This is a genomic window from Streptomyces sp. ITFR-21, assembly GCF_031844685.1.
GTDB lineage: Bacteria > Actinomycetota > Actinomycetes > Streptomycetales > Streptomycetaceae > Actinacidiphila.
On the sequence record NZ_CP134605.1, the window covers coordinates 1,742,659 to 1,756,656 of the forward strand.

The 13,998-nt window shown below is 76.1% G+C and carries 10 protein-coding genes; 2 read left to right on the forward strand and 8 right to left on the reverse strand.

Annotated elements, in window-relative coordinates; all coding sequences use genetic code 11:
* Positions 1-27: 27 nt before the first annotated feature.
* From RLT57_RS07775 to hrcA, 7 genes are all read right to left on the reverse strand, one after another.
* The gene (locus tag RLT57_RS07775) at positions 28-927 is read right to left on the reverse strand and encodes a ribonuclease Z (RefSeq protein ID WP_311296629.1); all 900 of its coding nucleotides are present in this window, start codon (positions 925-927) and stop codon (positions 28-30) included.
* Positions 928-1,033: 106 nt separating this feature from the next.
* Positions 1,034-1,393, reverse strand: a complete 360-nt coding sequence (locus RLT57_RS07780; protein ID WP_311296630.1) for a histidine triad nucleotide-binding protein — start codon at positions 1,391-1,393, stop codon at positions 1,034-1,036.
* Positions 1,394-1,704: 311 nt separating this feature from the next.
* A complete protein-coding gene (locus tag RLT57_RS07785; protein WP_311300622.1) occupies positions 1,705-5,001 on the reverse strand; it encodes a S41 family peptidase in 3,297 nt (1,098 codons plus the stop codon).
* Between the two features lie 1,215 nt (positions 5,002-6,216).
* Positions 6,217-6,960: a 16S rRNA (uracil(1498)-N(3))-methyltransferase gene (locus RLT57_RS07790; RefSeq protein WP_311296631.1), complete on the reverse strand. Its 744-nt coding sequence runs from the start codon at positions 6,958-6,960 to the stop codon at positions 6,217-6,219.
* A complete protein-coding gene (locus RLT57_RS07795; RefSeq protein WP_311296632.1) occupies positions 6,957-8,024 on the reverse strand; it encodes a nitronate monooxygenase in 1,068 nt (355 codons plus the stop codon). The genes RLT57_RS07790 and RLT57_RS07795 overlap by 4 nt, the downstream gene beginning before the upstream one ends.
* Positions 8,025-8,156: 132 nt before the next feature.
* On the reverse strand, positions 8,157-9,293 hold the full coding sequence (gene dnaJ, locus RLT57_RS07800) for a molecular chaperone DnaJ (protein ID WP_311296633.1): 1,137 nt from the start codon (positions 9,291-9,293) through the stop codon (positions 8,157-8,159).
* Positions 9,294-10,310 carry a heat-inducible transcriptional repressor HrcA gene (gene hrcA / locus RLT57_RS07805; RefSeq protein ID WP_311296634.1) on the reverse strand — a complete coding sequence of 339 codons (1,017 nt, stop codon included), beginning with the start codon at positions 10,308-10,310 and terminating at the stop codon, positions 9,294-9,296.
* A 293-nt stretch (positions 10,311-10,603) separates the two neighbouring features.
* On the opposite strand from hrcA, the gene RLT57_RS07810 reads away from it, so the two are divergent.
* Positions 10,604-11,365 carry an MBL fold metallo-hydrolase gene (locus RLT57_RS07810; RefSeq protein ID WP_311296635.1) on the forward strand — a complete coding sequence of 254 codons (762 nt, stop codon included), beginning with the start codon at positions 10,604-10,606 and terminating at the stop codon, positions 11,363-11,365.
* Positions 11,366-11,437: 72 nt separating this feature from the next.
* The gene (locus RLT57_RS07815; protein ID WP_311296636.1) at positions 11,438-12,262 is read left to right on the forward strand and encodes a DUF3097 domain-containing protein; all 825 of its coding nucleotides are present in this window, start codon (positions 11,438-11,440) and stop codon (positions 12,260-12,262) included.
* Positions 12,263-12,472: 210 nt separating this feature from the next.
* Here the strand turns inward: RLT57_RS07815 and hemW are convergent, their stop codons facing one another.
* On the reverse strand, positions 12,473-13,705 hold the full coding sequence (gene hemW, locus RLT57_RS07820; protein ID WP_311296637.1) for a radical SAM family heme chaperone HemW: 1,233 nt from the start codon (positions 13,703-13,705) through the stop codon (positions 12,473-12,475).
* Positions 13,706-13,998 lie beyond the last annotated feature (293 nt).

A 13,998-nucleotide genomic window follows, 5' to 3' on the forward strand; every position in this document is an offset into this window, starting at 1 on the left:
CGTGCGGGCCCGCCACCGGCGGCGCGTTCAGCGGCGCTTGGGCACCGGGACCCGCATCAGGTCCCGGGCGACGGTGAGTTCACCGGTGAAGCCCGCCGCGCGGGCCTGCCTCTCGAACAGGTCGGGGTCGGTGTAGCGCTGGGAGAAGTGGGTCAGGACCAGGTGCCGTACGCCCGCGTCCCGGGCCACCGACGCCGCCTGACCGGCCGTCAGGTGCCCGTACTCCTCGGCCAGCGCGGCGTCCTCGTCCAGGAAGGTGGACTCGATGACGAGCAGGTCGCAGCCCCCCGCGAGCGCCGGGACGGCCGGGCAGAGCCGGGTGTCCATGATGAACGCGAAGCTCTGGCCGGGCCGCGGCTCGCTGACCTCAGCCAACTCCACCCCGCGCAGCGACCCTTCGCGCTGGAGGCGACCGACGTCCGGTCCCGCGATGCCGTGTTCGGCCAGCTTGTCGGGGAGCAGGCGGCGGCCGTCGGGTTCGGTCAGCCGGTAGCCGTACGCCTCCACGGGGTGCGACAGCCGGGCCGCGGACAGGGTGAAGGCGGGCGTGGCGGCGAGCGGCCCGTCGCCGGTGACCGGGACCTCGCGCAGGTCGGCGTTGTCGCGGTAGGCGGCGGAGTACCGCAGGCGGTCGAAGAAGTGCTGCCCGCCCACCGGGTAGTGCGCGGTGACCGGGTGGGGCACCCGGTCCAGGCTGATCCGCTGGATCACCCCGGCCAGGCCCAGCGCGTGGTCGCCGTGGAAGTGCGTGACGCAGATCCGGGTCAGGTCGTTGGCGGCGACCCCGGCGAACAGCATCTGCCGCTGGCTGCCCTCACCGGGGTCGAACAGGATGCCCTCGCCGTCCCACCGCAGCACGTAGCCGTTCTGGTTCCGCTGCCGGGTCGGGACCTGGCTGGCGGTGCCCAGGACGACGAGTTCACGCACGGGAGTTCCTTACCGGTTCCTTCTACGGGGGCGGTGTACGGCCCACGGGGCAGGCGTCCGCCCGGCGCCGGCCGCGGGGCGGGTGCGGGGCCCGCGACGTCGCGGTTCAGACGACCAGCCGCTTGAGGTCCCGTCCGCCGAGTACGTGGGCGTGCGCGTGGAAGACGGTCTGGCCCGCACCCGGCCCGGTGTTGAAGATGATCCGGTAGCCGGTGGCGTCGACCTTCTCCTGGGCGGCCACCTCGCCGGCCTCGCGCAGCACGTCCGCCGCCGCCCCCGGGTCCCCCGCGGCCAGGGCGGCGCCGTCCGGGTAGTGCGCCCGCGGGATGACCAGGACATGCGTCGGCGCCTGCGGGTTTATGTCCCGGAAGGCGACGGTGGTGTCGGTCTCGCGGACGATCGTCGCCGGGATGTCCCCCGCCACGATCCCGCAGAACAGGCAGTCGGCCTGTGGTTCTCCCGCCATGACGGCGTCTCCCTTCCCGGACTTCCCCGGACTTCCCCGGACATTCCCGGACTTTCCCGGACCGCTCGTACGTCCCGGGGTCCCGGTCCGTGCGGACCTGCCGGAGCGCCCCGGCTCCCCCACTCCCCGGGTCTCCCGGACGTCCCGGCCGCGGTCGCGGCCCCCGGCATGCTACCGGCCCGCCGCCCCGCCCGGGATCCGCCGACGCGGCGGCCGGCCGGGGCGGCGGGAGAGGCAGGGGGAGGGGGCCGGGTCCGGGTCCGGCCCCCTGCCGCGACGCCCGCCCCGCGGCGCCACCCGGCGGTCCCGGGTCAGTACAGCGGCGGCGGCAGCTCCGGCGGGGTCTTCGCCGGGTGTTCCGCCAGGGCGGCCAGCGCCAGGTCGACGGCCGTGTCGAGCTGCGGGTCGCGGCCGGCCGCCCAGTCCTGCGGGGTGTGCGGGACCTCGATGTCCGGGTCGACGCCGTGGTTCTCCACGCCCCAGCCGTAACCCTCCAGCCAGAAGGAGTACTTGGGCTGGGTGACGCCGGTGCCGTCGACCAGCCGGTAGCGGCTGTCGATGCCGATGACGCCGCCCCAGGTGCGGGTGCCGACCACCGGGCCGATGCCGAGCGCCTTGACCGCCGCGTTGACGATGTCGCCGTCGGAGCCGGAGAACTCGTTGGCGACCGCGACGACCGGGCCGCGCGGCGCGTCCTGGGGGTAGCTGAAGGGGTGCGCGCCGCGCGGGACGTCCCAGCCGACGATCCGGCGGGCCAGCTTCTCCACCACCAGCTGCGAGGTGTGGCCGCCGCGGTTCTCCCGGACGTCCACCACCAGGCCCTCGCGGGCCACCTCCACCCGCAGGTCGCGGTGGAGCTCGGCCCAGCCGCTGCTGACCATGTCGGGCACGTGCAGATAGCCCAGCCGGCCGCCGGACGCCTGGTGCACGTGCGCCCGCCGCCCGGCCACCCAGTCGTGGTACCGCAGCGGCTCCTCGTCGGACAGCGGTACCGCCACCACGTGCCGTACGGGGCCGCCCGCCGCGGGGGCGACGGTCAGCTCCACCGGCTTGCCCGCGGTGCCGACCAGCAGCGGCCCGGGACCGGCCAGCGGGTCCACCGGGTGCCCGTCGACCGCGACCAGCACGTCGCCGGCGTGCACGGCGACGCCCGGCGCGGCCAGCGGGGAGCGCGCGTACGGGTCGGAGGACTCACCGGGCAGCACCCGGTCGATGCGCCAGCGCCCGTCCCCGGTACGGGAGACGTCCGCGCCGAGCAGCCCCTGCCGGTGCAGCGGGTCGCGGTAGCCGCCGGGCGGCGAGACGTACGCGTGCGAGGTGCGCAGCTCGCCGTGCAGCTCCCACAGCACGTCCACCAGGTCGTCGTGGGTGGCGACGGCGTCCAGCAGCGGGCGGTAGCGCTCGCCGGCCGCGTCCCAGTCCAGGCCGTTCATGTCGGCGCGCCAGTAGTTGTCCCGCATCAGACGGTGCGTCTCGCCGTACATCTGCCGCCACTCGTCGGCGGGGCGCACGGTGACCCTGATCCGGGACAGGTCGACGGTCACCGAGCTGTCCGAGTCGTCGTCGGCCTTGCTGTCGGCGGGCGCGATCCGCAGCCGGCCGCCGTTGGTGACGAGCACCTTGCTCCCGTCGCCGGTGACCGCGAAGTCGTCGGCGTCGTCGGCGACCTCCTCGATCCGCAGCCGGGCCAGGTCGTAGTGCTCCAGCACGGTGTTCGGCGGCTGCGCCTCCGGCCCGGCGAGCGCCGAGCCGAGCACGCCGACCAGCGGGTGCCGCAGCCACAGCACACCGCCCTTGGCGGCGCTGAGCCGTGAGTACCGCCCGGCCTCGACGGGGAACGGCACGATCCGGTCGGCCAGCCCCTCGGCGTCCACCTTGGTGACGGGGGTACGCGGCCGGTCGCCCTTCCCCCTGCCGTCCTTGTCCTGCTCGGTGTCCTTGTCCTCCCCCGCGGCGTCCTTGGCCGCTTCCCTGGCCGCGTCGTCGGCGTCGTCGTCGTACGGCCGGCCGTGGCGCTGCGGTCCGAACGGCGAGGGCGTGGTGGCGGCGAGCGTCATCAGGTACGGGCGGCAGGCGTTGGGGAAGGACAGGTCGAACACGTGGGCGTCGTAGACCGGGTCGAAGGCCCGCTCGGACAGGAACGCCAGGTGCCGCCCGTCGGCGGTGAACGCGGGGGCGAAGTCGTGGAAGCGCAGCGGGGTGGCGTCCACGACGGTGAGGTCCGCGGTCGCGGCGAGCTTGATCTGCCGCAGCGAGCCGGGCCCCGGGTGCGACCAGGCAAGCCAGCAGGAGTCGGGCGAGAAGGCCAGGTCGGAGGCATCGCCCGCGTCCCCGGCGGTCACCTCCCGGACCTCGCCGGTCTGCGTCTCCACCAGCAGCACCCGGCCGTCGTGGGAGGCGACGGCGATCCGGTGGCCGTCCGGCGAGACCTCGATCTCGTGCACCCGGCCGAGCCGCCCGGCGGCCAGCCGGCGCGGTCGCGCGTCGCCCGGCAGACCGGTGGCGGGGGCGAGTTCCAGGGCGTCGTCACCCTCGGCGTCGGTGACCCAGACGACATGCTGGTCGCCGTCGCCGCCCGGCGAGAACACCCGCGGGTGGCGGGTCCGCACGCCGGGCTCCGCGGCCAGCACCCGGGCCGGGCCGCCCCGGTGGGTGATCCAGTGCGTGGTGCCGCGGATCTCGACGGCGCTGCCGCGCCCGGTGTGGTCGGGGCGCGCGTCGCCCAGGTGGCTCGCGGCGCGCACCGGGTGCGGCTGGAGGTCGCCACGCTGGCCGCCGAGGGCGATCCGCAGCTCGCGCGGCGCGGCCGTGTGCGGGTCGGCCGCGTCCACCGCGTCGGCCGCGTCGACCAGGTTGTCGATCAGGTACAGGCGTCCGGCGGCCGTGTAGGCGACCCGGGTGCCGTCGGTGGCCGCCTGCCGGGCGTAGAAGCCGCCCAGCGGGCTGTGCCGGCGCAGACCGGTGCCGTCGGGCAGGCTGGAGTAGACGGCGCCTTCGCCCTCGTGGTCGCTGAGGAAGGCGATCCGGCCGCCGACCCACATCGGGGACTCGATGTTGCCGTCCAGTTCGGCGTGCACCCGGTGGAACTCCCCGCCGCCGTCCGGGTCCAGCCACAGCTTGCCGGCGGTACCGCCCCGGTAGCCCTTCCAGTGCGCGGCCTCCCGGCCCATGGTCGCCGACTGGAGCAGCACCGCGCCGCCGGGCCCGTACGCCAGGTCCCCGACCGGCCCGTACGGGAGGGTGCGGGCCGGGCCGCCGTCGAGCGGCACCACCCGGGCCCAGCTGCGGCGCGACGACGCCTGCCCGTCGGCGGTGATCACCACCAGTTCGCCGTCCGGCGTCCAACCCCGCACCGCCGTACGCCCGTTGCCCCAGTAGGTCAGCCGCCGCGACGGCCCGCCGTCCACCGGTGCCACGTGCACCTCGGGTGCGCCGTCCCGGGTCGACGTCCAGGCGACCACGTCCCCCGCGGGCGCGATCCGCGGGCGCCCGACCGGCATGTTGTCGGCGCTGACCCGCCACGCCCGCCCGCCGTCGAGCGGCGCCACCCACACGTCGTCCTCGGCGGTGAAGGCGACGACGTCCCCGAAGGGGTGCGGGTGCCGCAGGTACGAGAGCCCGGCCTGCGGCTGCCCCGGGCGGACCGGGGGCCGGGCCGCCGCGCCGGTGGGAGCGTCCCCGGCGGCGGCTTTCCCGGCCGCCGCCTTCCCCGCCGGGGCCTTGTTCGCCGCCGCTTTCCCGGCCACGGGCCTCTCGGCCGGGGTCTTCTTCGCCGCGGCCTTCTTCGCCGCCGGCTTCTCGACCGCGGCCTTCTTGGTTGCCGACTTCTTGGTTGCCGACTTCTTGGCGGGCGCCTTCTCGGGGGGCGCCTTCTCGACCGGTGCCTTCGCCGCGGGCGCCTTCCCGGCCGGCCGCGGGGCCGCCCGGTCGGTCGGTGCCTGGCTCGCCCGGCTCCGGGCCCGGGTGCTGTGCTGCGTGTGCTGCTCGGTCGGCTGCTGCTCCGGCTGCGGCTGGGGTGTCGGGTGTGTCACTCCGCCACCCTAACCAGGATCAACTCCTCACCGGAGTGCGGATGTCACAGTTCGCGGAGCGCTGACAGCCGGACACGCCCGGCGCGGGCGGTCACGGGAGCGGCCGACCGGGCAGGCCGACGTCCCTCCGTGGCACCCCGACGCCGACCCCGACCCCGGCTTGCCGGGCAGCGCGCCGGGCACCGGACGCGCCCGCGTCTCCCACCACCGCCGACCGGGCGCCGCCCGGGGCCGCCGCGGCCCGGCGGCCACACCCGGCCCGCCCGGCACGCGCAGGCGCGGAAGCGGCCGACCGGGCCGACCCCCCCGTGGCGCCCAGGCCCAGGCCCCGGCCCCGGCCCAGGCCCAGGCCCCGGCCCAGGCCCAGGCCCCGGCCCCGGGCCGACGGGGCCGACGGGGCCGACGGGGCCGACGGGGCCGACCACCGTCCACCCGTGGCGCCCAGGCCCCCGGCCCCGGGCCGGCCACCGCGCCCGGCACGGACGCACGCCCGAGCGCCCGCCGTGCCGGGCCCGAGCCCCGGCCGGGGCGGCGAGGGTCCGGCGGGCTGCGCGTGCCGGCGACGTCGGCCGGTGCGGATGCCGGGGGCGCGCCGCCCGGCGGCGGTCGCGGCGTACGGACCCCGGCCGCCTGGGGTCTGTCGTGGGGATCTTTGTGGGTGGCGGAGCGGGGTCCGGTGCGTGCGGCCGCGAGGCCGGGGAGGGAGGCGACGTGGTGTGCCGCCGACCGACGAAAACGCGGCAGGTGTGCGGGCCGGGACCCGCGCCGCCGCGGAGATCCACCCGACGGACCCTAGCCCCAGCGGCCGGTGCGGGTCAGCAGGGCGGACAGCGCGGCGACGCCCGCCGTGGAGGTGCGCAGGACGGTGGGGCCCAGCCGGTGGGGGTGGGCGCCGACCGCCGCGAAGGCGGCCAGCTCCTCCGGGGAGACGCCGCCCTCGGGGCCGACGACCAGGACGAAGGACCCGGCGGCGGGCAGCGGGGCGGTTGCCAGCGGGGCGGAACCCTCCTCGTGGAGCACGGCGGCGAAGTCGGCGGCGCCGAGCAGAGCGGCGAGCTGCCGGGTCGTCATGGGATCGGTGACTTCGGGGAAGCGCAGCCGGCGGGACTGCTTGGCCGCCTCGCGGGCCGTGGCCCGCCACTTGGCGAGGGACTTGGCGCCGCGGTCGCCGCGCCACTGCGTGACGCAGCGGGCCGCGGCCCACGGGACGACCGCGTCGACGCCCGCCTCCGTCATCGTCTCCACGGCGAGCTCGCCGCGGTCGCCCTTGGGGAGCGCCTGGACGACGGTGATCCGGGGGGAGGGCGCGGGCTCGTCGCGCACCGCGCGCACCTCGACGTTGAGGACGTCCTTGCCGACGACGCCGGAGACCACCCCGTGGGCGCCCCGCCCGGAGCCGTCGGTGAGGACGAGCTCCTCGCCCGGCTGCAGGCGGCGCACCGACACCGCGTGCCGCCCCTCCGGGCCGTCGAGGGTGATCCGGGACGGGGAGCCGTCCAGCAGGACGGGGTCCACCAGGAAGACCGGGGCGGTCATGCGCGGGCCTCCTCCCGGGCGGCCCGGAGTTCGGCGACGAGGGTCTCGACGAGGGCGCCCGCGGACAGCTCACGGGCCAGCCGGTGGCCCTGCCCCGCCCACAGCGCCATGCCCTGGGGGTCGCCGGCCGCGGCGGCGGCCCGGCGCAGCGGACTGGTGAGGTGGTGTATCTGCGGGTACCCGGGCGGGGTGTAGCGGCCGTGCTCGCGCATGAAGCGGTTGAACAGGCCGCGGGCGGGGCGGCCGGAGAACGCGCGGGTCAGTTCGGTCCTGGCGAAGACGGGGTCGGTGACGGCCCGCTTGTGCACGACGCTGGCGCCGGACTCCGGACAGACCAGGAAGGCGGTGCCGAGCGCGGCGGCGTCCGCCCCCGCGGTGAGGACCGCGGCGATCTGGCTGCCGCGCATCAGGCCGCCGGCGGCGATCATCGGGAGCTGCACGGCCTCGCGGACCTGCGGGATCAGTGAGAGCAGGCCGATGCCGGCGCCGTCGAGCTGCGGGTCGTCGCGGTGGGTGCCCTGGTGGCCGCCGGCCTCCACCCCCTGGACGCAGACCGCGTCGGCGCCGGCCCGCTGGGCGGCGAGCGCCTCGGCGGGCGAGGTGACGGTGACCACCGTGTACGTACCGGCCTTGGCGAACGCCTCGCAGACCGACCGCTCCGGGCAGCCGAAGGTGAAGCTGACCATCGGCACCGGGTCCTCCAGCAGCACCGCGACCTTGGAGTCGTACGCGTCGTCGGTGCCGATGTCGGGGTCGCCGAGCTCGGTGGCGTACCAGGCGGCCTCGCCTGCCAGCTGCTCGGCGTAGACCGCGACGGCGGACGGGTCGACGGTGCCGGGCTGCGGCATGAAGAGGTTCACCCCGAAGGGGTGCGAGGTGAGGTCGCGCAGCTGCCGGATCTCCTCGTACATCGCCTCGGACGTCTTGTACCCGGCGGCGAGGAAGCCGAGCCCGCCGGCCGCGCCGACGGCCGCGGCCAGCTGCGGGTTGGAGGCGCCGCCCGCCATGGGGGCCTGGACGATCGGGTACGCAGAAAAGGAGGAGAGGTCTGTCAACGCGGACATGGCCACATCGTGCCATGCGCGCGCCCCCGTCCCGCGCCGGGGCGGCGCCGGTACGGGCGCCACCGGACCCGTGCCGCCGGCCGCGCCGGCGCCCGCGGGCGGCAGGCCCGGGGCCTGCCGCCGGCGGCGCCGCTACCGCCCGTTGAACGCGTCCTTGAGCCGTGAGAACAGGCCCTGCTGGCCCGGGGCGAACTGCCCGAGGGGCCGCTCCTCCCCGCGCAGCTTCGCCAGCCGCCGCAGCAGGTCCTCCTGGTCGGCGTCGAGCTTGTGCGGGGTGATCACCTCGACGTGGACCACGAGGTCGCCCCGGCCGCCGCCCCGCAGGTGGGTGATGCCGCGCTGGTGCAGCGGGATCGACTGGCCCGACTGGGTGCCGGGCCTGATGTCGATCTCCTCCAGGCCGTCCAGCGTCTCCAGCGGGCACTTGGTGCCGAGCGCGGCGGCCGTCATCGGCAGGGTCACCGTGCAGTGCAGGTCGTCGCCGCGGCGCTGGAAGACCGCGTGCGGAACCTCGCGGATCTCCACGTAGAGGTCGCCGGCCGGGCCGCCGCCGGGGCCGACCTCGCCCTCGCCGGCCAGCTGGATCCGGGTGCCGTTGTCGACACCCGCGGGGATCTTCACGGTCAGCGTGCGGCGGGAGCGGACCCGGCCGTCGCCGGCGCACTCCGGGCACGGGGTGGGCACCACGGTGCCGAAGCCCTGGCACTGCGGGCACGGCCGCGAGGTCATCACCTGGCCGAGGAAGGACCGGGTGACCTGGGACACCTCGCCCCGCCCGCGGCACATGTCGCAGGTCTGCGCGGACGTGCCGGGAGCGGCGCCCTCGCCGTTGCAGGTGCCGCAGGTGACCGCGGTGTCCACCTGGATGTCCTTGGTGGTGCCGAACGCGGCCTCGTCCAGCTCGATCTCCAGCCGGATCATGGCGTCCTGCCCGCGCCGGGTGCGCGAGCGCGGGCCGCGCTGCTGCGACTGCCCGAAGAAGGCGTCCATGATGTCGCTGAAGTTGCCGAAGCCGGCTCCGAAGCCCCCGGCGCCGCCGCCACCGCCCGAGGCGGACAGCGGGTCGCCGCCGAGGTCGTAGACCTGCTTCTTCTGCGGGTCGGAGAGCACCTCGTAAGCGGCGTTGATCTCCTTGAACCGCTCCTGGGTCTTGGGGTCCGGATTCACGTCCGGGTGCAGTTCGCGGGCGAGCCGGCGGAATGCCTTCTTGATCTCGTCAGGTCCTGCGTCGCGGCGCACGCCGAGTACGGCGTAGTAGTCCGTGGCCACTTACGACTCCGCCAGGATCTGTCCGACGTAACGTGCCACTGCGCGTACCGCTCCCATCGTTCCGGGGTAGTCCATGCGGGTCGGTCCGACCACGCCGAGTTTGGCGACTGCCTCGTCGCCCGAACCGTAGCCGACCGCCACCACGGAGGTGGAATTGAGGCCCTCGTGAAAGTTCTCGTGCCCGATCCGGACCGTCATGGTCGCGTCCGCGGTCTCACCGAGCAGTTTCAGCAGCACCATCTGCTCCTCAAGTGCTTCGAGGACGGGTCGGATCGTCAGCGGGAAGTCGTGGTTGAACCGGGTGAGGTTCGCCGCGCCGCCGAGCATGATGCGCTCTTCCTTGTCCTCCACGAGCGTTTCGAGGAGGGTGGCCAGCACTCCGGCGACCGCGGGCCGGTCGTCGGGGTCGAAGCTCTCCGGCAGGTCCTGTACCAGCGGCGGGACGTCGGCGAACCGGCGGCCGACGACCCGGCTGTTGAGCCGGGCCCGCAGATCGGCCAGTACGGTCTCGCCGACCGGGGCGGCGCAGTCGATGAGCCGCTGCTCGACCCGTCCGGTGTCGGTGATCAGGACCAGCATGAGGCGGGCGGCGGCCAGTGACAGCAGTTCCACGTGCCGGACCGAGGAGCGGACCAGCGACGGGTACTGCACGACCGCGACCTGCCGGGTGAGCTGCGCCAGCAGCCGTACCGTCCTGGCCACCACGTCGTCGAGGTCGACGGCGCCGCCCAGGAAGTTATGGATCGCGCGGCGCTCGGCGCCCGACAGCGGCTTGACGCCGGCGAGCTTGTCGACGAACAGCCGGTAGCCCTTGTCGGTGGGGATCCGGCCGGCGCTGGTGTGCGGCTGGGCGATGTAGCCCTCCTCCTCCAGCACGGCCATGTCGTTGCGTACGGTGGCGGGCGAGACACCGAGCTGGTGGCGCTCGGTGAGTGCCTTGGACCCGACCGGCTCCTCGGTGCCGACGTAGTCGTGGACGATGGCACGCAGCACTTCGAGTCGGCGTTCGCTCAGCATCGCGCACCTCCAGCCGTAGGGCATCAGCCGTCTGGCCTGGCACTCCTCCGTTCTGAGTGCCAGCTTTCCCGCAGTAAGTGTACGGCGAGGCGGCAAGGGCACGGCAAGACCGGCTCGTGATCGTGCCGGAACCTCTTCGCGCCGCCGGGCCCGGGGGCCGGTTCGCGGCTTTTCGGTGACGGCCGGGACGCCGGTTGCGCGAGGGGTGCGCTCGTCGCGGAGGGGGGCGCGGGGGCCGCGACGGGGCGGGGCCGGAGCGCGCGTACCCGGGGTCGCGGCGATAGCGTCGTCCCGTGGAACCTGTGGAGAGCGCGCGGGAGCCGGGCGCCGGCGGCTCCGGCTGGGAGCAGCTGGCTCCCGGGGTGGCCCGCCGGCGGCTGCCCCGCCTCGACGTGACGGTCGGCCTGGTCGTGGGCGCGGACGGGGTGCTGCTGGTCGACACCGGGTCCACGCTGGCGGCGGGTGAGGAGCTGCGGCGGCAGGTGGCGGCGCTGACCGGGCGCGGGGTCACCCACGTCGTACTCACCCACGGGCACTTCGACCACGTCTTCGGCACGCCCGCCTTCCCGGCCGCCGAGGTGTACGGGGAGGCGTCGCTGGACGGCTATCTGCGCCGGGAGCGGGATGCGCTGCGGGCGGACGCGGTGGAGCACGGCACCGACCCCGCGGCGGCCGAGGCGGCGGCGCGGGCCCTGGTGCTCCCGGACCGGCCGGTGCGCGGCGGGCTGGGGCTGGATCTCGGCGACCGTCCGGTGCGGCTGGTCCACCCGGGCGCCGGCCACACCGGGCACGACCTGGCGGTGGTGGTGCCGGGCGCCACCGCGAGCGACCCGACGGTGGTCTTCTGCGGCGACCTGGTGGAGGAGTCGGGGGAGCCGCAGGCCGGGCAGGACGCGGTACCGGGCGCCTGGGCGGCCACGGTCGACGCGCTGCTGGCGCTGGGCGGCGAGACCGGCCGGTACGTACCCGGGCACGGCGCGGTGGTGGACGCCCGCTTCCTGCGCGCCCAGCGGGACGCGCTCGCCGAACGCTTCGCCGGCCCGGCGCGGGCGTAGCGGACCCGGCGCGACGGACCCGGTGTGGCGCGCACCGGCGCGACGCGCCCGCCACGTCCTACGATCTCCCCCATGCGCAGCAGGAGTTACGACGGCGATCTGACCCCTCCCTGGAAGCGGCCCGCGCCCTTGCCCGAGGTGGCCGCCGAGTCCGAGCTGGTGGTCGAGGAGGCGGGCACCGGCTTCTGCGGGGCGGTGGTCCGGGTGGAGAAGACCGCGGAGGGCCTCACCGTCACCCTGGAGGACCGTTTCGGCCGGCACCGGGTCTTCCCGATGACCCCGGGCGCCTTCCTGATCGACGGCAGGCCGGTGGCCCTGGTACGCCCCCGGGCCGCCGCCCCCCGCGGCCGCCTGCTGTCCGCCTCCGGCTCCGTCGCGGTGCCCGGCGCCCAGGCCCGCGTCGCGCGGGCCGGCCGCATCTACGTCGAGGGCCGCCACGACGCCGAGCTGGTCGAACGCGTCTGGGGCCACGACCTGCGCGTCGAAGGCGTCGTGGTGGAGTTCCTGGAGGGCGTGGACGACCTGCCCGCCGTCGTCTCCGCCTTCGCCCCCACCCCGTCGGCCCGGCTGGGCGTCCTGGTGGACCACCTCGTGCCCGGTTCCAAGGAGTCCCGCATCGCCGCCTCGGCGGCCGGCCCCGACGTGCTGGTGGTCGGGCATCCCTTCATCGACGTCTGGGAGGCCGTGAAACCGTCCTCGGTCGGCATCCCCGGGTGGCCGCGGGTGCCCCGCGGGGAGGACTGGAAGACCGGCGTCTGCCGGGCCCTGGGCTGGACCGACCTGACCACCGGGGAGGCGTGGCAGCGCATCCTGGCGTCGGTCACCTCGTACCGGGACCTCCGGCCGGAGCTGCTGGGCCGGGTGGAGGAGCTCATCGACTTCGTGACAGCGGGCTGACCGCCCGCTACTGCCGGGCGTAGCCGGTGGCGCCGCGGGCGGCGCCGTCGCAGGCCGCGCCGGGCCCGAGGGTGACCACCGGCGGCGCGGCCACCACGCGCCGCGCGAAGCCGTCCGGCGCGCCAGGCGCCGGGCCGGGGTCGGGGTCGGTGCGGGTGTCCGGACAGGTCCGGTCGGGAAGCGCGGGTCACGGCACGGGGCCGGGCGGCCCTAGTCGACCAGGTCGCGTACCACCGCGTCGGCCAGCAGGCGGCCCCGCAGAGTGAGGACCGCGCGGCCCTCGGCGTAAGGACCGGGCTCCAGGAGGCCGCCCTCCACCGCACGGGCGGCGGCGCGGGCGCCGTCCGGGGCGAGCAGCTCCAGCGGGCAGCCGGCCGACAGGCGCAGTTCGAGCAGGACGCGTTCGATCCGGCGGTCCTCGGCGCCTAGGACCTCGCGCCCGGCGCCCGGGGTGCGGCCTTCGGCGAGCGCCTGGGCGTAGGCACCCGGGTGCTTGGCGTTCCACCAGCGGACGCCGCCTACGTGGCTGTGCGCGCCGGGCCCGGCGCCCCACCAGTCCGCGCCGGTCCAGTACAGCTCGTTGTGGGTGCAGCGGCCGGCCGGGGACGTGGCCCAGTTGGAGACCTCGTACCAGGAGAAGCCGGCCGCGGCCAGCCGCTCGTCGGCGATCAGGTAGCGGTCCGCGTGCACGTCGTCGTCGGTCATCGGCACCTCGCCGCGCCGGATCCGCCGGGCCAGCTGCGTACCCTCCTCCACGATCAGCGCGTACGCGGAGACGTGGTCGGGTCCGGCCCCGATCGCCGCGTCCAGGGAGGCGCGCCAGTCGTCGTCGGACTCCCCCGGGGTGCCGTAGATCAGATCGAGGTTGACGTGCTCGAAGCCGGCCGCGCGGGCCTCGGCGACGCATGCCTCGGGGCGGCCCGGCGTGTGGGTGCGGTCCAGGACCCGCAGCACGTGCTCCCGGGCGCTCTGCATGCCGAAGGAGAGCCGGTTGAAGCCCCCTGCCCGCAGCTCGGCGAGGTATCCGGGGTCCACGGACTCCGGATTGGCCTCCGTGGTGACCTCGGCGCCCGGTGCCAGCCCGAACTCCTCGCGGATCGCGCCCAGCGCCCGTACCAGGTCGCCGGCGGCCAGCAGCGTGGGCGTCCCGCCGCCGACGAACACCGTCTCCACCGGGCGCGGGTCGTCCCCGAGCACCTTGCGGGCCAGCCGGATCTCGTCGATCAGCGCGTCGGCGTAGTTGTCCCGCGACGCCAGCGCGCCGCCGGACCCGCGCAGCTCGCTCGCGGTATAGGTGTTGAAGTCGCAGTACCCGCAGCGGCTCGCGCAGTACGGGACGTGCAGATAGAAGCCGAGCGGCCGTCCGGCGGCCCCCTCCAGGGCGTGCGCCGGCAGCGCGCCGTCAGCGGGTAGGGGTTCACCGTCGGGGAGTACGGAAGGCATCCTCCCAGTATCCGTTACGGCCGAGGCGCCCCGTGCCGAAGCGGTCCGCCCGCCACGGTCCGCCTGGCGCGACCCGCCCGCCACGGTCCGCCTGGCGCGACCCGCCGCGTCGGCCGGATCCGGCCGGGCGGCCCTCGCCCGCGGCCTGCCCCCGCCACCGCCCCCGTCGGCGGGCGGGGCCGCGAGCCCGCCGGCGGCAGGAATGGGCGAGGCCCCCGCCACCGCCACGACCGCCGCCCAGGCCACCGGCCACCGGCGGCAGGCGGCAGGCGGCAGGCGGCAGGCGGCAGGCG